We start from the raw sequence: 21,946 nt of genomic DNA, 5'->3' as shown, positions 1-21,946 counted from the left end.
GCTCAGGCCTGATCGCGGGCGAATATCCCGATGGTCTGCTTGAGAATGCTGTTCTCGCGCTCGAGCCGCGCGACCTGTGCGGCATAATCGATCTCCAGCGGCACAGCAGCGCGCACATGCGGCTCGCGGCCGCTGTCCGGGCGTCCTGCCGCCACCAGTGTCTTCGGATAGATCTTCTCCAAGAAGGCGAAGTCCTGCTCGTCGATGTCGGTGCCTCCGGGGATCGGCTTGCCGTCCTTGGTGATCGCGCCGGGAATTTGATAGCACATGATCGAATTCGGATCGCTGTGGCCGGTCCCCCACAACGAGCCCTCCTCGATCGGGGTCAGCACCTGCTGCACCACGGCCTCCTCCGACCAGCCCTGTGTCGCCTGGAAGAAGGTAATGGCCTTCTGCCGATCAATCCGCTCGACCAGTTCGCGCCGCATGTGCTCGTGCGGACATCCGAGCGTGTGTCCGGTCTCATGGCGCACCACACGCACGAATTCGGATTCCGGCGTCTTCATGGTGAACGCCTCCAGGTTCATGGTGGGTTCACCGGCCGGGATATGCAGGATGTCGGTCCCGACATAGGACGCGTAGCCATGCTTTTCGGCCCGCGCGATACGGACCATGGGCTCGGCCTTGCTTTCGACGAAGGCGACGTTGAGCCGCGTCGACCACGCATTCATGTGCAGCAGGATCCGCGCGCGCAGGTCGGCCGGCGGATTGTCGAGGAATCCGACCGTCAGCCGCACCCCCTTGGTGTGCCAGTATTTGCTGGTGAGCACCGAGATATACGCGACCAGCGGCGGCCCGTTGGCAATCAGCGCGGACAGCCGATGCACGGGCGCCGCATTCAGCGGATTGATCTCGATCGCAGTTTTCGCCGCGCGATCGAGCAAATTACTGGGGAGAGACTTCGGTGTGCAGATCGCGCAATCGTCCATGAGCAATCGCCTCCCGGCCAGGGGCCGACAAAGCCATCAGCACAAACAATGGGTTCCGCGCAGCGCTAAAAATCTCGGCAATAAAAACAAAACGCGCGGCAGTCGATCGCTCCGATCGACCCAGCGCAGTCTACCACGAATTGCCGATTTGAGAACACGCGCGCGCAGCCTTTCATGCGCTGCGCCCGCGCTATCCGCGCCAGGGCGCGCCCCGCGACGACCGCCACAGCGTCCAGAGCACCGCGAGGCGCGACGGCGGCTGAGGATGAAACGGATCAGCCTCGTCCTTCTCCATCTGTCGCAGCGCGCGCGACGTCAGCGCCAGTTGCAGGAACGCGGCGCGCACCGGCTGCGGCACCGTGACCAGCGCCTGCAGCGCCAGATCGCAATGTCCACGCGCCTCGCGGCGAAGATAGGCGAGCACCGTGCGCAGCTGCGGCGAAATCTTCCCGGCGAAAATGTCGGCGCGGTCGACACCGTTGAGGTCGAGCAGTTGCTGCGGCAGGTAGAGCTGCCGCCGCGCCGCATGCACCGGCAACAGCCCGAGCACACGCACCAGCCCCACGGCAAGGCCGGCGTGATGCGCCAGTGCCGCCGGCACCTCGCCGCCGCCGACCCGGGCCGCCAGCGCCAACAGCGTCGACGTGGTGTCGTGTAGATAGGCCTCCAGCGCCTCCATGGTCGGCATCGCGTCGTCATAGAGATCGAAGCGATGCGCTTCGATCACCTTCTCCAGCTCCGCGACCGGCAGGCCGAATGCCGTGACGGCCGCGAGCAGCTCGGCAGCGACCGGGTGCCCCTCGACCCCGCCATGGCCGGCGCCAGCCAGCGTGTCACTCCACCACTGCAGGCGAATCTCGCCCGGCAAGGGCTGGGAGATGTGATCGCGCACGCGTGTCACCTCGCCGTGGAACGCGTGCAGCGCCAGCAGCGCCCGACGCTGGGCCGGTGCGGCGAACAGCGTGGTCGCATACTGCCCGAAGTCGTGCGCGCGGACCTCGCCGGCGCAGAACGCTGCGGCATCGGCCTGTGGAGCCTCGCCGCTCATGGCACGGCGATCAGTGCTGCGGCGACCCGCCGCCGCTCGCCGATCATGATGTTGTAGGTCCGGATCGCGGGCCCGGTGAGCATGGCATCGACACCGACATGCAGCGCCCGCAGCGCCTCGCGCAGCGATGCGGGCGGCAGCCAGACTTCCGTGCCAGTGCCGATCAGCAGCGTATCGATCTGGTTGGCCTGATCGAAGACCCGCTGCAGCGCATAACGATCGATCTGCGCCGGGCTCGTCACCGGCCAGGCCCAGATCGAATCCGGCAGGCACAGCAGCGAGCCACGGTGCGACATGTCGGCGAAGCGAAAGCCGCCGTTGCCGTAGGCGTCGATCGGCGCGGATCTCGGGAGATGCGGCGCCTCCGCTCCGCTGGCCATCACCGTTTCGAAGGCTTGCCCGACTTGCCGGACTTGGCCGGCTTGTCCGCCTCCGCCTCCTCCTCGCCGTCGTCATCGCCGTGACGGTTCGCGCCGACGCCCAGGTAGATCAGGATGGGCGCCGCGATGAAGATCGAGGTGTAGGTGCCGACCAGCACCACGCCGAACATCATGGTGGCGGTGAAGCTGTGGATCGCCTTGCCGCCGAACAGCAGCAGCGCGAGCAGCGCCAGCGTCACCGTGACGTGGGTGATGATGGAGCGCGACAGCGTCGAGTTGATCGAGGCGTTGAGCAGCTCCGGCATCGGCATCTTCTTGTAGCGCCGCAGCATTTCGCGGATGCGGTCGTAGATGACGACGGTGTCGTTGAGCGAGTAGCCGAGGATGGTCAACAGCGCGGCGATGCTGGTGAGGTCGAAATCGATCTGCGTCACCGACATGAAGCCGAGCGTCAGCACGATGTCGTGGACGTTGGCGATCATGGCGCCGAGCGCGAACTGCCATTCGAACCGGAACCAGAGGTAGATCAGGATGCCGACGATCGCCATCATCAGGCCGATGATGCCCTTGGCGAGCAGTTCACCGGAGACACGCGGACCGACCACCTCGACGCGGCGATACTCCACGCCCTCGCCGAGCGTGGCGCGCACCTTCTGCACCGCGGCCTGCTGCGCCTGATCGCCGCCGGGCTGCTCGGCGATGCGGATCAGCACATCGGCAGGGCCGCCGAACTGCTGCAGCTGCACGTCGCCAAGTCCCAGCGACCCCAGCTGCGTGCGCAGCTGGGCGATATCCGCCGGGCCCGACTTGTTCTGGATCTCGAGCAGCGTGCCGCCACGGAAGTCGATGCCGAAATTCAGCCCGTGGGAGAAGTACAGCACGATGGCGATGATCGACAGCGCCGCCGAGATCGGGAAGCTGATGCGCCGGAAGCGGATGAAGTCGAACTTCGTGTCGTCAGGCACGATGCGCAGCGACGGAATGACGCCGTAGACGCTGAGCGCCGTCAGCACCACGATGAATACCGCCAGTAAAATGATGATCCAATGGGTCACGGCCGCAACTCTCTATCTCAAATCGGCACGGCCTGCGGCCGCTTCCACCGCACCCACCACGCCACGATCAGGCGGGTCACGGTGAAGGCGGTGAACACCGTGGTGACGATGCCGATGCCAAGGGTCACGGCAAAGCCGCGCACCGGGCCGGTGCCGATGTAGAACAGCACGGCAGCGGCGATGAAGGTGGTGATGTTGGAGTCCAGGATGGTGGCGAGCGCGCGGCTGAAGCCGGCGTCGATCGCCGAGATGGCATTCCGCCCGCCGCGCAGCTCCTCGCGGATGCGCTCGTAGATCAGCACGTTGGAGTCCACCGCGATGCCGACGGTCAGCACGATGCCGGCGATGCCGGGCAGCGTCAGCGTGGCGTTGAGCAGCGACAGCACGCCGAAGATCATGGCGACGTTGATCGCCACCGCGATGTTGGCGAACAGGCCGAACAGGCGGTAGGTCAGCGTCATGAACACGATGACGAGGATCGAGCCGACATAGGAGGCGAGCTCGCCGGCTGCGATCGAATCCTGGCCGAGGCCGGGGCCGACGGTACGTTCCTCGATGATGGTCAGCGGCGCCGGCAGCGCGCCGGCGCGCAGCAGGATGGCGAGGTCGTTGGCCTGCTGCACCGAGAAACCGCCGGAGATCTGGCCCGAGCCGCCGGTGATCGGCTCGCGGATCACCGGAGCGGAAATCACCTCGTTGTCGAGCACGATGGCGAACGGCTGGCCGACATTCTCGGATGTCGCCTGCGCGAACTTGCGTGCGCCGGAGGTGTTGAAGCGGAAGCTGACGATCGGCTCGCCGGACCGCTGGTCGAAGCCGGGCTGCGCATCGGTCAGGTCGGCACCCGACACCAGCACCTGCTTCTTGATCACATAGGGCACCTTGGGAGACTGCGCGCTCGGCAGGACTTCGGAATCGGGCGGCACCCGGCCCTGCGCGGCCTGGTCGGGCGACACCGAGGTGTCGACCATGCGGAAGTCCATCTTCGCGGTCTTGCCGAGGATTTCCTTTAGGCGGCTCGGGTCCTGCAGGCCCGGCACCTGCACCAGGATGCGGTCGACGCCCTGGCGCTGGATCAGCGGCTCGACGGTGCCGAGATCGTTGACGCGCTTTTCGATGATCTGGATCGACTGCTCGACCGCCTGGCGCAAACGCTCGGTGACGGCCGCCTGCGGCACGCTGAGCCGAATCAGGCCGCCGCCGGCGTCGGAAATCTCCACCGAGCGTTGGCCGGTCGATCCCAGCAGGCCGCCGAGCGGCTGCGACAGCTCACGCAGCTTGGTCAACGCGGCCTGGGTGTCGCCGTCGGCCACCCGCACCTCGACATTGTCGCCGCGCACGCCGATGCCGCCAATGAAGCGGATACGGGCTTCGCGCATGGCGCGGCGCGCATCGTCGGCGACCTGGTTCAGCTTGTCCTTGCGGACCGCGTTGCCGTCGACCTCGAGCAGGATGTGCGAGCCACCCTGCAGGTCGAGACCGAGCACGAGGTGACGCTGCGCCCATTTCGGCCAGGTCTTGACGGTGGCCTCGGAGAAGAAGTTCGGCACGGCGCAGAGGCACACGACCAGCGCCGTGAGCAGGATGGCCAGCGCTTTCCACCGCGTGAAGTACAACATCGGTTCGACCTGTCAGATAGGGCCAGGGGACGGCGATCGGGGCGAAGCCCGCTCAGCTCGCCGCCGAGCTGTCGTCCTTGGCCGGCTCGCCCTTGGTGCGCACGCCGGAGACCATCTGGCGCATCTGGCGCACCCGCACGCCGTCGGCGATCTCGACCTCGACCTGATCGTCGTCGACCACCTTGGTGACCTTGCCGACGAGTCCGCCGCTGGTCACGACCGTGTCACCCCGGCGCAGGTTCTTCACCAGTTCGTTGTGGTCCTTGACCTTCTTCTGCTGCGGCCGGAGCACCAGGAAGTACATGATCACGAAGATCAGGGCGAACGGCAGCAGCGACGTCAGCATGCTGGTGGTGTCGCCACCGGCAGCGGCCTGGGCATAGGCAGGGGTAATCAGCATTCGAACGATCCTCAATGGGTCGGGAGGGCGTGTCAGCGGGTCTGGCGACAGACCCCGCGGAAGGGCCCGGAAAAGGCCCGATCCGGGCAAATTCGCGCGGGACTATAGCGGCCAACGGCCCAATTGCAACGCTGCTCCGCCCGTCCCGGGCACGCCTTGCGGCAGCCCGCGGGGGTCGATTAGGGTGCGCCCGCAGAAAGGCGAAAGATGGCAAAAAAACCCAATAAAACAGGCCCTCGCAAGGCATCCAAAGCGAATCCCTCCCCCAAGCCCCGCCGCGCGACAAAACGTCCGCCGGCCCCCGCCGGCAACGGGTTCGATGAGCGCATCGTGACCGCACTCGAAGCCATCGCCGCAAGCCTCGCGGCGGCGGCCCCGAAGTCCCCCGCCGCCGATTCCCTGACCAAGGCGGACGCCTTCGTCTGGCATCCGGACGGCCATCTCGCCCCGGTTCCGCGGGTCAGCCGGGTCGACCTCGGCCTGCTCAAGGGCATCGAGCGGATGCGCGACATCCTGATCGAGAACACCGAGCGCTTCGCCACCGGCCTGCCCGCCAACAACGCCCTGTTGTGGGGCGCGCGCGGCATGGGCAAATCGTCGCTGGTCAAGGCGGCCCATGCCAGCGTCAACGCCCGGCCGGACGTCGACGGGCGGCTCAAGCTCATCGAAATCCACCGCGAGGACATCGAGAGCCTGCCGGTCCTGATGACCACGCTACGTGCCTCGAACCTGCGCTTCATCGTGTTCTGCGACGACCTGTCGTTCGACGGCAACGACGCCTCCTACAAGTCGCTGAAGGCGGTGCTGGAAGGCGGCATCGAGGGCCGGCCCGACAACGTCATTCTCTACGCCACGTCGAATCGTCGGCACCTGCTGGCCCGCGACATGATCGAGAACGAGCGCTCTACCTCGATCAATCCCGGCGAAGCGGTCGAGGAGAAGGTTTCACTGTCGGATCGCTTCGGCTTGTGGCTGGGCTTCCACAAATGCAGCCAGGACGAATACCTGGCGATGGTTCGCGCCTACTGCGCCCACTACAAGATCAGCCTCGATGACGCCGAACTGGAGCGCGACGCGCTGGAGTGGGCCACCACCCGCGGCTCGCGCTCCGGGCGCGTGGCATGGCAATTCGTGCAGGACGTGGCCGGCCGCAAGGGCGTCAGGCTGACGGCAAAGGCGCCCTGACCGCGACGCCGTTCGGCCCAGCCCGAAAGCACGAAAAGGCAAGAGCCCCGGTCCGAGAGGACCGGGGCTCTTTCGCTTGATGAACGGTCACGAGGGGGGCTATCAGGCGCCGTTCAGGAACTGGAGCGGATCGACCGGCGACGATCCCTTGCGGATCTCGAAGTGGAGCTGCGGCGACCCCACCTCGCCCGTCTGGCCGGACTTGGCGATGACCTGGCCGCGCTTGATCGCCTCGCCACGCTTCACCATCAGCTCGCTCGCATGGGCGTAGGCGGTCACATAGCCGTTGGAATGTCGCACCAGGACCAGGTTGCCGTAGCCCTTCAGCTCGCTGCCGGAATAGGCCACGACGCCGTCCTCGGCCGCCTTGATCGGCGTCCCCTCGGGCACGGCGACGTTGATGCCGTCATTCTGCTTGCCGTTGTTCTTCGCGCCATAGGCGGTGATCACACGGCCACGCACCGGCCAGCGGAACGACGGCAGCCCGCTGGTGGCATCCGCCGTCTTCACCGGTTCGGCCTCTGCGACCGGCGCGGTCGGATTGGCGAGCAGCGCCTTCTGGGTCGGCTCGGCGGCCGCAACCTTGGTGGGCGCAGCGGACACGGGCGCAGCGCTCGCGGGCCTCGCCTCGGCGACGGCCGGCGCAGCGGCTCCGCCCGGCTGACCAACCGGCGCGGCCTCGGCGGTGCGGGCCGGAACGTTGATCTTCATGCCGATCTTAAGCTGCGAGTTGGCCGGCAGATTGTTTGCCTTGGCAAGCTGCGACAGCGGAACGTTGTTGCGGCGCGCGATGCTCATCAGCGTATCGCCGCGATTGACCACGTGCACGGAGGCAGGGACCGCCGCTGCACGGGTGGCCGGCGCCGGCGCCAGTGCCGGCGGCGCGGCAGCAACCGTCGGATGCGGAATGATCAGACGCTGGCCGGGCTGCAGCGCGCGCGGCCCCGACAGACGATTGGCCTGCAGGATCGCCGCGGGCGACACATTGTAGCGGCGTGCCAGCACATCGACGGTATCGCTGGTACCGACAATGATCGCCGTTCCGGCGGCCGGCGCGGCCGCGACCGACCGTGGTGCCACCGTTGCAGTGGTCTCGATCGGCTTGGCCGGCGGAGGCATGTAGGCGGCTGGCGGCGTATAGGACGCCATGCCATGCCCGCCACCGCCCGACGACATACCGCTCGTCGGATAGGACTGCGGTGCTGCAATCGGCGGCATCGGGGCTGCCGAATACTGCGGGCGGTTGTATTGCGGCAGCTGCCGGCTCTCGACCGGGCCCGGCGCGTACTGCGGCTGGGCGTATTGCGGCTGCTGATACTGGGGCTGGGCGTACTGCTGCGGAACGGAGCCCGTGGCCTCCTGCCCGCGCCAGCCGAATCCACTCTGCGAGAAGCGCGACGAGGTGTCCGCGCTACATCCGGCAAATCCAACTGAAACCAGCGCCAGTGCCGCGATCTGGGGCACACGGCGCGAGCGAAGCAACTCAACAACGCGGGACATGGTTACTCACTCGGTACGCAACTCACATGAAATTGAGTAAACACAATCCCAGTAAACAACCGCTTAAGCCTGCCGCGATCGGCGGCAAGTTTGCTTGCTGGCGCAGCGGCTTATTGACATGCATCGGCGACACCAACGGCCGCCAAATGCGTGATTCCAACGCGTTTTCGGCGTCGGCGTGGCCCTGTGCTGCAATGCACAGATCATGCTGCCGCAACATCGGCGAGGTCACGGACCGTCACCTGCCCGGATGCCGAAACCGTTGCTCCGGCGGACCGCGACGGGCCGGCCCGACCATCAATTCGCTACATTTCCCTGGCGATGCCCGGCAACGCCGGCACGAACCGCACCCCGATCAGGTTGGTGCGCTCGAAGCCATCACCGGTGCCGCGCAGCCTGACCAGCACCTGGCTGCCGGACGGCGGCCCGACCGGGGCGATCAGCAAGCCCTCCGGCGCGAGGTGGCGCAGCAGCCCCTCCGGAATGTCCTCCATCGCCGCCGTCACAATGACGCGATCGAACCGACCGGCGCTGTCGGGAACGTCGAAGCCGTCGCCGATCAGGACCTCGACATTGCCACAGCCCAGTGCCGCGAGCCGGGACTTCGCCCGCTCCGCCAGGAAGCGGAAGCGCTCCAGCGTCACGACGTCGCGCGCAAGGCGCGACAGGACCGCGGCCTGATAGCCCGACCCGGTCCCGATCTCGAGCACGCGATGATAGGGCTTCAGCTGCAACTGTTCGGTCATGTAGGCGACGACGAAGGGCTGGCTGATGGTCTGACCACAGGCGATCGGCAGCGCCGCGTCACGATAGGCGTACCCCTCGTCGCCCTGCTCGACGAATGCCTCGCGCGGGATCGCCTCCATGGCGCGCAACACAGCCTGATCGCTGATGCCGCGGCGGCGCAGCGTCAGCTGGAATGCCATTTTTTCGTGCGGAGCGTGTCGTGCAGAGATCATCATTGTCGTCCCCCACGGACCACGAAAACCGAACGGCGCTTCCCTGGCAAGCACGAACCGGTGATCATGCGATCCCTAACAGCAGCCTCGCCACACACCGCCGGCCTTTGTCGCAATAATGCTTATTGCCAATAGGCTGACGCACCGACATAGTCAGGCCACGTTCAGTGGCAGCGGGAACATTCCACCGATGACGGCACCGGCGCCATCGCGCGGCTCGGTTTTTCTGGTCGAAGACGAGACCATGATCCGCATGCTCGTGGCCGACATGCTGTCGGATCTCGGTTATATTGTTGCCGCTGAGGCGGGTGACCTCGACCAGGCCATCAAGCTGGCCCAGTCGACCAAGTTCGACCTTGCTATTTTAGACGTCAACGTCAACGGCAAGAACATCTCGCCGGTCGCCGAAGTGGTTGCGCTACGCAATCTGCCGCTGGTGTTCGCCACCGGCTACGGCGCCGAAGGCCTGCCGGAAAAATACCGCGACTATCCGGCGCTGCAGAAGCCATTCAAGATCGAAACGCTGCAGGAGGCGATCGAGGACGCCTTGCAACGCAAGACCAATTAGCGCTGCGGTGTTACCTGGCCGGTGCCGGGCCACGGCGAGTTTTCACAACCGGAAATGGTCGGGCGAGCGCTGAACGCGCAGGCGTCGCAGCTGATCTGCCGTGCAGCCCTGCGCGGGCGCCACCCGCCGCAGAACGGCTATTTCAGCACCTCGGTCAGCCGGCCGGAAAACCCGGCAGAGGTCATGTCGAGATGCAGCGGCGTCACCGCCACCTGCCGGTTCGCCAGCGCCGCGAGATCGGTGCCCTCGCCCGGCGGGTCGATGTTGGCGAGACGCTCGAAGCCGATCCAGTAATAGGGATTGCCGCGGCCGTCGCGGCGTTCGTCGATCTTGAGAAAGCCCTGGTTGCGCTTGCCCTGCCGCGCCACCGTGACGCCCTGAACATCCTCAGCCGCGCAGTTCGGGAAGTTGATGTTGATCACGGTGTCGGCAGGCACGCCGGCGGCCAGCACCTTGCGGATGATGTCGGGACCAAGCTTGCGGCCGGTGTCCCAATGAGGGTTGCGGCGGCTGTCGACGCCGAACTCCTGCGACAGCGCGAACGAGGGAATGCCGAGGATCACGCCTTCCATCGCACCGGCGATGGTGCCGGAATAGATCACGTCCTCAGCGACGTTGCGCCCCTTGTTGACGCCGGACAACACGAGATCGGGCTTCTTGTCGCCGAGAATGTGGCGCGCGCCCATGATGACGCAGTCGGTCGGCGTGCCGCGCACGGCGAAGTGGCGCGGCCCCACCTCGCGCAAACGCAGCGGATCGTTCAGCGACAGCGAGTGCGACACGCCGGACTGATCGAGCTCGGGCGCCACCACCCAGACGTCGTCGGACAGCTCACGCGCGATCTCCTCGACGATCTTGAGGCCGTAGGCATGAATGCCGTCGTCATTGGTGCAGAGGATGCGCATCGCCTTACATGCCCTTCTCGATGATCTTCAGTCCGCCCATATAGGGCTGCAGCACCTCAGGCACGGCGATCGCGCCATTATCCTGCTGGTAGGTTTCCATCACCGCGATCAGCGCGCGGCCGACGGCGGTGCCCGAGCCGTTCAGCGTGTGGACGAAGCGCGGCTTGCCGTCCGGACCGCGCGAGCGCGCATCCATGCGACGGGCCTGGAAATCGCCGCACACCGAGCACGACGAAATCTCGCGGTACATGCCTCCCTCGCCCTGCCCGGGCATCCATACCTCGATGTCGTAGGTCTTCTGCGAGGTGAAGCCCATGTCGCCGGTGCACAGCGTCACCACGCGGTAATGCAGGTCGAGCTTGCGCAGCACTTCCTCGGCGCAGGCGAGCATGCGCTCGTGCTCGTCGCGGCTGGTCTCCGGCGTCGTCACCGACACCAGCTCGACCTTGGTGAACTGGTGCTGCCTGATCATGCCGCGGGTGTCGCGCCCGGCGGCCCCCGCCTCGGCGCGGAAGCACGGCGTCAGCGCCGTCAGGCGCAGCGGCAGCTCCTTCTCGTCGAGGATGGACTCGCGCACGAGGTTGGTCAGCGGCACCTCGGCGGTGGGAATGAGCCAGTAGTTCACCTCCGGCGGCAGGTCCTCGATCACCCGCATCTCGAATACGAAGAGATCGTCGAGCTGCAGCTCGGCCGCCGGCTTGTTGAGCTCGCGCACCGCCATGTCGACGGCCTTGGCGCGGATCTGCTCGTAGACCTCGGCCTTGTTGACCGGCGGCGCGGCGCCGAACTGGTCGTCACGGAATTTCGGCAGCTGGCCGGTGCCGAACATGGCGTCGTCCTTGACCAGCAGCGGCGGGTTGATCTCGGTGTAGCCGTGAGCGGTGGTGTGCAGGTCCAGCATGAACTGGCCGATCGCACGCTCGAGCCGCGCCAGCCCCTTCTTCAGCACCACGAAGCGCGCGCCCGACAGCTTCGCCGCCGCCTCGAAGTCCATGAAGCCGAGCGCCTCGCCGAGCTCGAAATGCGGCTTCGGCGCAAAGGCGTAATTGCGCTTCGCGCCGAACTGATGGTGCTCGACATTGCCGTGCTCGTCGGCGCCATCAGGCACCTCGTCGAGCGGCAGATTGGGAATGGCGCCCAGCGCCTCAAACAGTTCCGCCTCGGCCAGCTTGGCCGCAGCTTCGAGCTCCGGCAGGCGGGACTTGAGCTCGCCGACCTCGGCCATGAGCGCCGCCGCGCGGGCGTCGTCCTTGGCCTTCTTGGCATCGCCGATTTCCTTGGAGGCGGCGTTGCGGCGGGCCTGGGTGCGCTCGGCCTCGGTGATCGCGGCACGGCGGCGGTCGTCGATGGCGAGCAGCGCGGCAGCCACGGGCGCGAGCCCGCGCCGTTTCAGCGCGGCGTCGAACGCGGCGGCATTGTCCCGGATCGATTTGATGTCGTGCATGGCAAGCTATCCCAACGAGTTCATCCGCGAGCGGGCATCAAGTACCGCGAACCTGCGACGATTGAAACCGCCAACGCCGCAGGGCGGCCAACCGCCCCGCGTCGCGGCGAGAATCGCCGCAATCTGAGTAATTTAGCAGACGGCACGAAGCGCCGTGTCAGGATGTCGACGAGGCGTCCGACGTGTCCGCCGGCGGGGTCGTGGAGTTCTGGGCCGCGGCAGCCGCCGCCTTCTTCTCCACCATCGCGACCGCGATGATCGACCCCTCGTAGAGCGCCAGCAGCGGGATCGCGAGCGACATCTGACTGATCACGTCCGGCGGGGTCAGGACCGCCGCGATGGCAAACGCAGCGACGATGAAATAGCGCCGCTTCTCGCGCAACTGCTTGGCGGTGACGACCCCGATACGACCGAGGAGCGTGAGCACGACCGGCAACTGAAAAGCGATGCCGAAGGCAAAGATCAGCGACATCAACAATGAGAGGTATTCGCCAACCTTGGGCAGCAGCGCAATTTGCGCGGTCTCTGCGCCCGCTGTCTGCTGCATGCCCAGCGAGAACCGCACCAGCATCGGCAGCACGATGAAATAGACCAGCAGCGCCCCCAGCGCGAAGAAGAACGGCGTCGCGATCAGATAGGGCAGGAAAGCCTGGCGCTCGTTGCGGTAGAGGCCCGGCGCGACGAACTTGTAGATCTGGGTGGCGACGATCGGAAACGAGATGAAGCCGGCACCGAACATCGCCAGCTTGAGCTGGGTGACGAAATATTCGAGCAGCGCGGTGTAGATGAATTTCGAGTTTTCAGGCCCCGCCACCCACACGAATGGCCACACCAGGACATTGTAGATCTGCTTGGCGAAGAAGAAGCAGACGACGAACGCGACGCCGAAGGCGAGCAGCGCCTTGATCAGACGGCCGCGCAGCTCGATCAGGTGCTCCATCAGCGGCGCCTTGGTGGCGTCGATGTCTTCCTGGCTCATGGCGCCTTCCCGGCTTCGGGTCCGTCCTGCGGCACCACCGGCGGAGCGATCTCGGGCGTGTGCGTCGTGGTCTCGATGAGCGGCGGCGTCGGCTCCGACGTGGCCGGTGGGGTCGGTGGCGGAGTGGTCGCGGGCGGAGTGGTCGCGGGCGGAGTGGTCGCGGGTGGAGTGGTCGCGGGTGGAGTGGTCGCGGGTGGATCGACCCGCAACGCATCCTCTACATCCTTGGTAACAGATGAGAGAATATTGCGGGCGGAGAATCCCTTGGCAGCCTCGGACACGTCGTCAAACGACTTCTTCAGGTCCGCCATCTCGGCTTCACGCAACGCCTCGTTGAACTGGCCCTGAAACTCCGATGCCATACGGCGCGCCTTGCCGACCACCCGGCCGACCGTGCGCAGGACTCCCGGGAGCTCCTTGGGGCCGATCACGACCAGCGCAACCACGCCGATCACGACCATCTCACCCCAGCCGATGTCGAACATACAGAATCCGCTTGCGGGCTTACGTCCCGCTCCTCACAGATGAACCCACCGGAACGAGACGTTAGACTGCTCAGACAGCCTTGCTGCCGACGTCTGTGCGCGACGCTGGCGTCGACGGCGCGCTTTCGATGCGCTTGACCGGCTCCGGCTGTTCAGCGACCTCGTCGTCAGCCAAGCCTTTCTTGAACGACTTGATGCCCTTGGCGAAGTCTCCCATCAGGTCGGAGATCTTATTGCGGCCGAACAGCAACAGGACAACGACCAGGAGGATGAGAATGTGTGGAAAGCTCAAACCCATTTGAAAACCTCCGAACGCGAACCGCCACTGCGGCCAAATCTGACCGGAAAATAGGCTGCAGAGGTGTCAAAAACAAGGACTTAACGCGCGCGCTCGCCGGGTGAAGCGACGCATTGCGCGCGAGCGTTAATCCATGGCAGCCGGCGCGGACCGAAACGGCCGCCCCCGCCTGTTTCAGCCTTCCTCGTCGCCGCTGCTCTCCGGCTTCGCCGCGGGTTCCGGCTCGGGCTCCGGCTCCACGGCCGGTGCCAGCGTGAGCTCCAGATCGCCGGGCTCCAGCGGTTCCTCGTCCTCGCGCAGCTGTGGGTCGTCCGACGGCGACGGCACGCTGAATCCTGACGGCAGGCGGGTGTCGAGCAGGCCCGTCCCCTTGAGCTCCTCCAGACCCGGCAGGTCGGTCAGCGCCTCGAGGCTGAATTGTGACAGGAACGTTTCCGTGGTACCGAAGGTGAGCGGCCGTCCCGGCGTCTTGCGGCGGCCGCGCGGGCGGATCCAGCCGGTTTCCAGCAGCACGTCGATCGTCCCCTTGGAGGTGACGACGCCGCGGATGTCCTCGATCTCGGCCCTGGTCACAGGCTGGTGATAGGCGATGATCGCCAGCACCTCGATCGCCGCACGCGACAGCTTGCGCGTCTCGTGGGTCTCGCGGGTCATCAGCCAGGACAGGTCGCTGGCGGTCCGGAAGCTCCACTTGTTGCCGACCCGCACCAGGTTGACGCCGCGCATCGCGTAGTCGGCCTGCAGCTGTTCCAGCGCCGCCTTGACGTTCACGCCCTGGGGCATGCGCTTGGCGAGTGCCGACTGATCGAGCGGCTCGGACGCGGCGAACAGCAGCGCTTCCAGCAGCCGCAGCTCTTCCGGACGGCTGGCCGCGGTGGCCGCGGCCTCGGCCGGCTCGGCATCCGCTTCGGCCCTGCCGACCTCCTGAGGCTCTGCCGGTGTCTCGTCGGCCGCGGCGGCCGCCGCTTCGACCAGCTCGGCGGCGTCGGCATCCGCCGGCAATTCAGCCACGGCCTCGTCGACGGTGACCTGCTCGTCGTCACCGTCCTCGGTCGCGTCGACTTCCTCGTCTTCGTCCGAGGCGTCCGCTTCGTCGACGACATCGTCCTCGTCGACCTCGTCGTCGTCCTCGTTGTCGACGTCCAGCGCCTCCGCCTCGATGGCTTCGGCGTCCTCGACCGTGTCGCCATCGGCCTCGTCTTCAGCAAACCCGACCTCGGCCGCCTCGATCACTTCGGCTTCCGCGAGCTCGGCTTCGACGGCCTCGACATCCACGCCAGCATCGGCCGCTTCGGCCTCGCCTGCCTCGGCCTGCTCGGTCTCGGACGCCTCGATCTCGACGGCTTCGTGATTCACCCGGGCCTCGACGGCCTCAGGTTCGTCGGCAGACACATCCGGCACCGCCTCGACCGAAACAGGTCGCGGGGACGCGTGCTTGGTCTGCTTGGAAGAAACGGGTTCGGAAGGCTCGTCGATCTCGACGATGCGTCGTTCCGCCAGGCTCGCCATGGCTCGGTCTCCTTCTTCCACTTACTCTGCCGACAGGTCCGGCGCCGACACGGCGTCGGCGGCGACCTGCGCCCGGCGCTTGCGAAAATAAATTGGGGCGAAAGCTTGCTTCTGATTGATCTCGACCTCGCCCTCACGCACCAGCTCCAGCGCGGCGGCGAAGCTCGACGCGAACACGGTGGCGCGCTGGGTCGGATCTGCGACGTACCCGATTAGATACTCGTCGAGGCAGCTCCAGTCCTCGGCCATGCCGACCAGGCGCTCGATGGTGGCGCGCGCTTCCGCCAGCGACCATACCGTACGCTTGGCGAGATGCACCGACGCCAGCACCCGCTGCTGGCGCTGCACCGCATACGCGGAGAGCAGGTCGAACAGCGTGGCGGTGAATTTCGGCTTCTTGATCTCGGCGATCTCTTCCGGCTGCCCGCGCGGGAAGATGTCGCGCATCAGCTGCGGCCGGGTCATCAGCTGGTTGGATGCCTCGCGGATCAGCTCCAGACGGCGCAGCCGGCTGGCGAGCGCGGCCGCCATCTCCTCGGCGGACGGGCCGCCGCCTTCGGCGCTGGCCGGCTCGGGCAGCAGCAGGCGCGATTTGAGGAACGCCAGCCACGCCGCCATCACCAAGTAGTCGGCGGCGAGCTCGAGGCGGATCTTGCGGGCCGCCTCGATGAACGAGAGATACTGGTCGGCCAGCGCCAGGATGGACATCTTCGAGAGGTCCACCTTCTGCTGCCGCGCCAGCGCGAGCAGCAGGTCCAGCGGCCCCTCGTAGCCTTCGACATCGACGACCAGCGCCGGCTCATCGGACGCGTTCTCGGCGGCCGGCAGGCCGGTCTCGAAGGACAGGATTTCTGCGGTCATGCGCTCAACCCTTCTGCCCGGGCGAGGAGGTCGTTCAGCTCCGCCCGCGCGGCGGCACGGTCCAGCGGCTGCGCCGGCTTGCGCGCGGCCCGAGCCGCATCCGCGCGCTGAAGCGGCAGGCCGGCGAGGAGCGGCGCCGCAGCGGCGACCTCGCGCATCTCGTCCAGAATGCCGTTGCAATGCAGGGCGATGTCGCATCCGGCGGCGAGCGCTGCGCTGGTGCGCAGCGCGATGGTTCCCTGGAGCGCGTTCATCGACACGTCATCACTCATTAACAAACCCTGGAACCCGATCGATCCGCGAATCACCCGTTCAATCATTGTCGCAGAAGTCGTCGCCGGTTGGGTGGCATCCAGGGCGCTAAACACAACATGTGCGGTCATGGCCATCGGCAGGTCCGCAAGCGGCCGGAACGCGGCAAAGTCGGTCTGGTCGAGCTCCGCGGCGGGGGTGTCCACCACCGGCAGGCGATGATGGGAATCGGCGGTGGCGCGGCCATGCCCCGGGATATGCTTGAGCACCGGCAGGACACCGCCCTGCTCCAGCCCGTCAGTCACCGCCCGGGCGATCACGGCAACCTGGTCCGGCGTCGTGCCATAAGCCCGGTTCCCGATCACGGCATCGGCGCCCGCAACCGGAACATCAGCCAGCGGCAGGCAATCGACGGTGATCCCGAGATCAGTGAGATCCGCCGCGATCAGACGGCTGGCCAGGAACGCGGCGCGGGTGCCCGCTTTCGGGTCGGCGCCATAGAGCATCGCGAAGATGGCGCCCGGCGGATAGACCGGCCAATGCGGCGGGCCGAGGCGCTGTACCCGGCCACCTTCCTGGTCGATCAGGACCGGGGCGCCCTCGTCATCGATCGAGCGCCTCAATTCATCCACCAGGCCAGATACTTGCGACGGGCTATCGATATTTCTCTTGAAGAGAATGAAACCCCATGGCCGCGCGGCGCGCAAAAAGGCGCGCTCGTCCGCGGTCAGAACGAGGCCGGAAACCCCAGTGATGAAGGCGCGCGAGGTCATAGTCGGGCGATTAGCCCGCGCCGGCCATCAGGGTCAAGGAAACGGCGATTAATTCCTTTGGACGACGCACTGTCCGCCGGCACTTTTCAGGCTGCCGCAGACCTGTGACGCCTCCTCAGGGCTCCCGAACGGGCCCACCATGGCGCGATAGTAGATGCCCTTGTCGCCCAGATCCGCCCGCTTGATCAGCGGCGGACGAGACCCGAGCACGTTCGGGAACTTGTTCTGCAACGCCCGATAGGACGCCTGGGCGTCCGCCTCGCTGCGCTGCGACGAGATCTGCACCACATAGCCGCCGGACATGCCCGTGCTGCCGGTGGCCGCCGCCGGCGTGTTGGAGGCCGTGCGGGTCTGGGCCGGAGCCTGAGGCGTCAGCGACATCGGCGCGCTGGCGGCAGCCGCGGCGGGCGCCGGAGCAGCAGCCCGGGCGGGAGGCGGCGCCGGACGGGCGGGCGCGCCGTCCGCCTGGTCGGGCCGGATCGCAAGCGTGCGGACCCTGCGCGGCTCGTCACCGGCGAAATTGCCGCTGGCAGCGCCCGCGGCGGGCCGTTGCGGCGGCATCGCCGGGGTCGACGCACCAGCCGGATTGGGATTCGGGTTCTGAGCCAGCGGCGGAAACACCACCCTCGGCCCGGTCGCCTTGGCGGTATTGACGTCGACCGGCTGCTCCTCGCGCGACACGATCCGCTCTGCGCCGGGTGTCGTGTTGACACGATCCTGGATCGGCTTGCTGGCGCTGTCGGACGCCTGCTGGGTCGGCGGCACGATCTTGTTCGGGCCGGTATCGGCCTTGATGATCGGCACCTCACCGCTGCGCGGCGTGCCGGAGAACGTGCGATAGGCATAGGCCGCCGCGGTGCCGACGAAGGCCAGCGCCAGCACGACGATCACCGTCACCATGCCGCCGCGCTTCTTGGGCGCTTCAGCCCCCTCGTCGTAACCCTCACCATAGGCGCCGTCCGGGTAGCCCCCCTCCTGCGCATAGTGCTGGCCATGCGGATCGTCGGACGGCCCGTACAGCACCTCGTCATAGCGCGCGGGATCGGCGTGCTGATCGTAGACCGGATCATGGCCATGGTCTGCGGCCGCATAGCCCGGCGCCGCCGCGGCGCCCTGATGATAGGGATCGTCCGGATAGTGGGCGGCCTGATAGTGGCCCGCCTGATAAGGATCGGCCGGATGCTGCTGGGCGTAGGGATCACCCGGCGGCTGCACCACCGGTGCCGGCTCGTCATAGCTGTCGTGGTGAGCTTCGCGCTGGGCAACCCGCTGCATCCAGGACGGACGTCCAGGGCGCACGTCGAAATCCGCCTGCGACGCGCCTTGCGTATCATCTTCGGGCAGATCGTCGTGTGCGCCCGCCGGCGGCTGCGCCGCGGCCCGGGCATCGCGAGCGAATGTCGAGAACGGATCGGTCTGGCCGATCAGACGCGCCAACTCCGCAAGCGGATCGCTCTCCGACGCCTGCGGCGCCTGATTGCGTGCGCGGTCATAGCCGTCGTCCGCACGATATGACCTGTTACCCTGGTATCGATCCGCCATCGTGATGTTGCGTACCCTTCGGGCAAACCGCCGAACGCCATTCAAGAATTATCTTCTTGAACCAGGAGCGGCTGCCGCTGACCGCCATCACAGTCCCCGTGTGACCGGCGCATCCCCCTTGCTTATCGCATTTCGTCCGGTGCCTGGACGCCGAGCACGGCGAGACCAGATGCCAGCACCGAGACGACGCCCTGAACCAGAGTCAGTCGCGCGAGCATCATTTCTGCATCATTAGTTATAATGAAGCGTAAATGAGGCAAATTGGCCCCCTTGGTCCAGAACGCGTTAAACTCGCCGGCCAGATCATACAGGTAAAACGCGATTCGGTGCGGCTCATGCGCAAGCGCCGCCGCCTCCACGATCCGCGGATAGAGCGCCAGGCGGCGGATCAGGCTGAGCTGGGCCGGATCGGTCAGCTGGCTGACATCGGCACGCTGCAGCAGCGCGATCCGCGCGGCCTCATCCTCCGGAAAGTCCGGCATGGCCTCCTGGCGCACCCTGCGGAAGATCGAGTGGCAGCGGGCATGACCGTACTGCACGTAGTACACGGCATTGTCGTTCGTCTGCTTGATCACTTCCGCCAGATCGAAGTCCAGCAGCGCGTCGTTCTTGCGGAACAGCATCATGAAACGGACGGAATCGCAGCCGACCTCGTCGACCACCTCGCGCAGGGTGACGAAGTCGCCCGCGCGCTTCGACATCTTCACCGGCTCGCCGTTGCGCAGCAGCCGCACGAGCTGGACGATCTTGACGTCGAGCGAGCCCTTGCCAGCGGTAACCGCATTGATCGCGGCCTGCACGCGCTTGATGTAGCCGCCGTGATCAGCGCCCCAGACGTCGACCATGTTGGCGAAGCCGCGGTCGAACTTGTTCTTGTGGTAGGCGATGTCCGAGGCGAAATAGGTGAAGCTGCCGTCAGACTTCTTCAGCGGGCGATCGACGTCGTCACCGAACGCCGTGGCGCGGAACAGCGTCTGCTCGCGATCTTCATAGTCCTCGACCGGCGCGCCTTTCGGCGGCGGCAGGCGCCCCTCGTAGACGTCGCCCTTGGCACGCAGCCCCTCGATCACGGCTGCGACCTCGCCGCCGTTCGCCCCCTGCAGCGAGCGCTCCGAGAAGAACACGTCATGGCGGACGTTGAGCGCGGCGAGATCCAGGCGAATCTCGTCCATCATCATGGCGATGGCCTTGTCGCGCACCACCGGCAGCCACTCGGCTTCGGGCTGCTTGGTCAGGCGGTCGCCGTACTCCTTCGCCAGCTCGGCGCCGACCGGCTTGAGGTAGTCACCGGGATAGAGGCCCTCCGGGATCTCGCCGATGGTCTCGCCGAGCGCCTCGCGGTAGCGCAGGAACGCCGAACGCGCCAGCACGTCGACCTGGGCGCCGGCGTCGTTGATATAGTACTCGCGGGTGACGTCGTAGCCGGCGAAGTCGAGCAGGCTCGCCAGCGCGTCGCCGAACACGGCGCCGCGGCAATGACCGACATGCATCGGCCCGGTCGGGTTGGCCGAGACATACTCGACGTTGATCTTCTCCTGCGCGCCGATCTGGCTGCGGCCATAGCCGCGGCCGGCAGCGAGTATCGCGCGCAGCGCATCCGCCCAGGCGGCCGGCTTCAGCGTCAGGTTGATAAAGCCGGGCCCCGCGATCTCGACCGCCTCGACGAGCGCATCCGCGCGCAGCCGCTCGGCGACCTTCTCGGCGAGGTCCCGCGGCCTGGCCTTGGCGTCCTTGGCCAGTACCATGGCGACGTTGGTCGCCATGTCGCCATGGCTGGCATCGCGCGGCGGTTCGACCACGACGCGGGACAGGTCCGCCGTCTCCGGCAGCGTCCCCTCGGCGATCAGAGCGCGGCAGATGTCGTGCACCCGCGCCTGCACGTCGGCGAAAATGTGAGCGGTGGAAGTGGTCATGGTCGTCGGTCATCCCTTCGGCCAGGCGGGGCCGATGAGCCGCCGCCTAACGCAAATCCGGGGTCGAGTCAAAGAGGCGGGCGTGCTCGACCATGGCGAAACGGTCAGTCATTCCGGCAATGAAATCGGCAATCCGGCGGGTTCGGTCGGCCTCCCCGGCAGCGCCGGCAAAGGCCAGCCATTCCGGTGGAAGGTCCCGCGGGGTCTTCTGGTAGCGGGCGAACAGCTCGCAGATAATGTCCTCGGCGTCGCCCATGATCCGCATCACCCGGGCATGGCGGTACATGCGCTCGTACAGGAAACCCTTGATCGCGGTATCCGCTGTGGCCGCCGCCGCCCCGAAGGCGACGAGCGCAGCCGGCTGGTTCCGCACCTCTTGCGCCGACGCCGGACGCGCCCCCGCCAGCCGCCGGCGGGCTTCCGCCACCACCGACTCGATCTGAAACGAGATCAGGTCGCGCACCAGTTCCGCCCCGCGCCGCCCCTCGTCGAGGCCAGGATAGCGCCGTCCGATCCGCTCGATCATGTCTGCGATCGCTGGGATCGCCTTGAGGTCGTCGACGATGAACAGGCCCGCGCGCAGGCCGTCGTCGATGTCGTGCGCGTTGTAGGCGATGTCGTCGGCGACCGCCGCGATCTGGGCCTCGAGGGAGGCGAAGCTCCACAGCTCCAGATCGTGCCCCGCCACATAGTTGGCGATATCGAGCGGGATGCCCTGGTCGCGGTAGCGGCCGGCCGGCCGGCCGTCACGCTCCGCCAGTGGCCCGTTGTGCTTGACGATGCCTTCGAGCGTCTCCCAGGTCAGGTTGAGGCCGTCGAACAGCGGATAGCGGTGCTCGAGCTGGGTCACCACCCGCAGCGCCTGCGCGTTGTGGTCGAAGCCGCCATGCGCCTCGAGACAGGCGTCGAGCGCGCGTTCGCCGGCATGGCCGAACGGCGGGTGGCCGAGATCATGGGCCAGCGCCAGCGCCTCGGTAAGGTCCTCGTCGACGCCGAGCTGGCGGGCGATGGCGCGGGCGATCTGGGCGACCTCGAGCGAATGGGTCAGGCGGGTGCGAAAATGATCGCCCTCATGGAAGACGAACACCTGGGTCTTGTGCTTGAGGCGGCGGAAGGCGTTGGCATGGATCACCCGGTCGCAGTCGCGGCGGAACGGGCTGCGGGTGCGGCTCGGCGGCTCGGCAACCAGCCGTCCCCGGCTGTTGTCCGGGTCGCAGGCATAATCCGCGCGGGGGGCAGCCATTCCGACGGACACGGTTTTTCCCTTCTCCAGCATTTGATTCCGGGTCGTTCCGCACTTAACTATGAGTTGCGGGAGATTCAAACCTTGCCATCTCGATCC

Annotated in this window: 22 protein-coding genes; 2 read left to right on the top strand and 20 right to left on the bottom strand. The window is 66.8% G+C overall.

Going from position 1 to position 21,946, the window contains the following annotated elements:
* Nucleotides 1–2: 2 nt before the first annotated feature.
* The 6 genes from AB4Z37_RS24045 to yajC all read right to left on the bottom strand — a co-directional run bounded on the left by AB4Z37_RS24045 (nucleotide 3) and on the right by yajC (nucleotide 5,431).
* Nucleotides 3–929: a M12 family metallopeptidase gene (locus AB4Z37_RS24045; protein WP_441519269.1), complete on the bottom strand. Its 927-nt coding sequence runs from the start codon at nucleotides 927–929 to the stop codon at nucleotides 3–5.
* A gap of 190 nt (nucleotides 930–1,119) precedes the next feature.
* Nucleotides 1,120–1,977 (bottom strand): phytoene/squalene synthase family protein, encoded by an 858-nt coding sequence (locus AB4Z37_RS24040; RefSeq protein ID WP_441519268.1) that lies wholly within the window; start codon nucleotides 1,975–1,977, stop codon nucleotides 1,120–1,122.
* On the bottom strand, nucleotides 1,974–2,357 hold the full coding sequence (locus AB4Z37_RS24035; protein ID WP_441519267.1) for an Mth938-like domain-containing protein: 384 nt from the start codon (nucleotides 2,355–2,357) through the stop codon (nucleotides 1,974–1,976). Before AB4Z37_RS24035 ends, AB4Z37_RS24040 begins: the two co-directional genes overlap by 4 nt.
* Nucleotides 2,357–3,412, bottom strand: a complete 1,056-nt coding sequence (secF, locus tag AB4Z37_RS24030) for a protein translocase subunit SecF (protein WP_441519266.1) — start codon at nucleotides 3,410–3,412, stop codon at nucleotides 2,357–2,359. Before secF ends, AB4Z37_RS24035 begins: the two co-directional genes overlap by 1 nt.
* Nucleotides 3,413–3,429: 17 nt before the next feature.
* A complete protein-coding gene (secD, locus tag AB4Z37_RS24025; protein ID WP_441519265.1) occupies nucleotides 3,430–5,031 on the bottom strand; it encodes a protein translocase subunit SecD in 1,602 nt (533 codons plus the stop codon).
* Nucleotides 5,032–5,083: 52 nt separating this feature from the next.
* The gene (gene yajC, locus AB4Z37_RS24020) at nucleotides 5,084–5,431 is read right to left on the bottom strand and encodes a preprotein translocase subunit YajC (protein WP_441519264.1); all 348 of its coding nucleotides are present in this window, start codon (nucleotides 5,429–5,431) and stop codon (nucleotides 5,084–5,086) included.
* 207 nt (nucleotides 5,432–5,638) lie between these two features.
* Here yajC and AB4Z37_RS24015 point away from each other — a divergent pair, with 207 nt between their 5' ends.
* A complete protein-coding gene (locus tag AB4Z37_RS24015; protein WP_441519263.1) occupies nucleotides 5,639–6,616 on the top strand; it encodes an ATP-binding protein in 978 nt (325 codons plus the stop codon).
* A gap of 102 nt (nucleotides 6,617–6,718) precedes the next feature.
* Here the strand turns inward: AB4Z37_RS24015 and AB4Z37_RS24010 are convergent, their stop codons facing one another.
* The 3 genes from AB4Z37_RS24010 to AB4Z37_RS24000 form a co-directional block, all read right to left on the bottom strand.
* The gene (locus AB4Z37_RS24010) at nucleotides 6,719–8,116 is read right to left on the bottom strand and encodes a peptidoglycan DD-metalloendopeptidase family protein (RefSeq protein ID WP_441519262.1); all 1,398 of its coding nucleotides are present in this window, start codon (nucleotides 8,114–8,116) and stop codon (nucleotides 6,719–6,721) included.
* A 22-nt stretch (nucleotides 8,117–8,138) separates the two neighbouring features.
* Nucleotides 8,139–8,348, bottom strand: coding sequence for a hypothetical protein (locus AB4Z37_RS24005; RefSeq protein ID WP_441519261.1), 210 nt, complete (start codon nucleotides 8,346–8,348; stop codon nucleotides 8,139–8,141).
* Nucleotides 8,349–8,421: 73 nt separating this feature from the next.
* A complete protein-coding gene (locus AB4Z37_RS24000; RefSeq protein ID WP_441519260.1) occupies nucleotides 8,422–9,075 on the bottom strand; it encodes a protein-L-isoaspartate(D-aspartate) O-methyltransferase in 654 nt (217 codons plus the stop codon).
* A gap of 190 nt (nucleotides 9,076–9,265) precedes the next feature.
* On the opposite strand from AB4Z37_RS24000, the gene AB4Z37_RS23995 reads away from it, so the two are divergent.
* Nucleotides 9,266–9,643 carry a response regulator gene (locus AB4Z37_RS23995; protein ID WP_441519259.1) on the top strand — a complete coding sequence of 126 codons (378 nt, stop codon included), beginning with the start codon at nucleotides 9,266–9,268 and terminating at the stop codon, nucleotides 9,641–9,643.
* 137 nt (nucleotides 9,644–9,780) lie between these two features.
* Here the strand turns inward: AB4Z37_RS23995 and surE are convergent, their stop codons facing one another.
* The 11 genes from surE to AB4Z37_RS23940 all read right to left on the bottom strand — a co-directional run bounded on the left by surE (nucleotide 9,781) and on the right by AB4Z37_RS23940 (nucleotide 21,859).
* A complete protein-coding gene (surE, locus tag AB4Z37_RS23990; protein ID WP_441519258.1) occupies nucleotides 9,781–10,548 on the bottom strand; it encodes a 5'/3'-nucleotidase SurE in 768 nt (255 codons plus the stop codon).
* A gap of 4 nt (nucleotides 10,549–10,552) precedes the next feature.
* Nucleotides 10,553–11,992: a serine--tRNA ligase gene (gene serS / locus AB4Z37_RS23985; RefSeq protein WP_441519257.1), complete on the bottom strand. Its 1,440-nt coding sequence runs from the start codon at nucleotides 11,990–11,992 to the stop codon at nucleotides 10,553–10,555.
* Nucleotides 11,993–12,149: 157 nt separating this feature from the next.
* Nucleotides 12,150–12,971 (bottom strand): twin-arginine translocase subunit TatC, encoded by an 822-nt coding sequence (gene tatC / locus AB4Z37_RS23980; RefSeq protein ID WP_441519256.1) that lies wholly within the window; start codon nucleotides 12,969–12,971, stop codon nucleotides 12,150–12,152.
* On the bottom strand, nucleotides 12,968–13,456 hold the full coding sequence (tatB, locus tag AB4Z37_RS23975; protein ID WP_441519255.1) for a Sec-independent protein translocase protein TatB: 489 nt from the start codon (nucleotides 13,454–13,456) through the stop codon (nucleotides 12,968–12,970). Before tatB ends, tatC begins: the two co-directional genes overlap by 4 nt.
* Before the next feature lie 70 nt (nucleotides 13,457–13,526).
* Nucleotides 13,527–13,754: a twin-arginine translocase TatA/TatE family subunit gene (locus tag AB4Z37_RS23970; protein ID WP_441519254.1), complete on the bottom strand. Its 228-nt coding sequence runs from the start codon at nucleotides 13,752–13,754 to the stop codon at nucleotides 13,527–13,529.
* A gap of 174 nt (nucleotides 13,755–13,928) precedes the next feature.
* Nucleotides 13,929–14,729, bottom strand: a complete 801-nt coding sequence (gene scpB / locus AB4Z37_RS23965) for an SMC-Scp complex subunit ScpB (protein WP_441519288.1) — start codon at nucleotides 14,727–14,729, stop codon at nucleotides 13,929–13,931.
* A 555-nt stretch (nucleotides 14,730–15,284) separates the two neighbouring features.
* Entirely contained in the window at nucleotides 15,285–16,124 is an 840-nt protein-coding gene (locus tag AB4Z37_RS23960) for a segregation and condensation protein A (RefSeq protein ID WP_441519253.1), read from the bottom strand.
* On the bottom strand, nucleotides 16,121–17,149 hold the full coding sequence (gene nagZ / locus AB4Z37_RS23955) for a beta-N-acetylhexosaminidase (protein WP_441519252.1): 1,029 nt from the start codon (nucleotides 17,147–17,149) through the stop codon (nucleotides 16,121–16,123). The genes AB4Z37_RS23960 and nagZ overlap by 4 nt, the downstream gene beginning before the upstream one ends.
* Before the next feature lie 48 nt (nucleotides 17,150–17,197).
* Nucleotides 17,198–18,691 carry an SPOR domain-containing protein gene (locus AB4Z37_RS23950; RefSeq protein ID WP_441519251.1) on the bottom strand — a complete coding sequence of 498 codons (1,494 nt, stop codon included), beginning with the start codon at nucleotides 18,689–18,691 and terminating at the stop codon, nucleotides 17,198–17,200.
* Between the two features lie 122 nt (nucleotides 18,692–18,813).
* Nucleotides 18,814–20,604: an arginine--tRNA ligase gene (argS, locus tag AB4Z37_RS23945; RefSeq protein WP_441519250.1), complete on the bottom strand. Its 1,791-nt coding sequence runs from the start codon at nucleotides 20,602–20,604 to the stop codon at nucleotides 18,814–18,816.
* A gap of 46 nt (nucleotides 20,605–20,650) precedes the next feature.
* Nucleotides 20,651–21,859: a deoxyguanosinetriphosphate triphosphohydrolase gene (locus tag AB4Z37_RS23940; protein WP_441519249.1), complete on the bottom strand. Its 1,209-nt coding sequence runs from the start codon at nucleotides 21,857–21,859 to the stop codon at nucleotides 20,651–20,653.
* Between the last annotated feature and the right edge of the window lie 87 nt (nucleotides 21,860–21,946).

The sequence above is a fragment of the Bradyrhizobium sp. 2TAF24 genome, assembly GCF_052115025.1.
Lineage (GTDB): Bacteria > Pseudomonadota > Alphaproteobacteria > Rhizobiales > Xanthobacteraceae > Bradyrhizobium_A.
The sequence above is the reverse complement of the archived record's forward strand: the minus strand, read 5'-3'. Positions and strand labels throughout refer to the sequence as shown.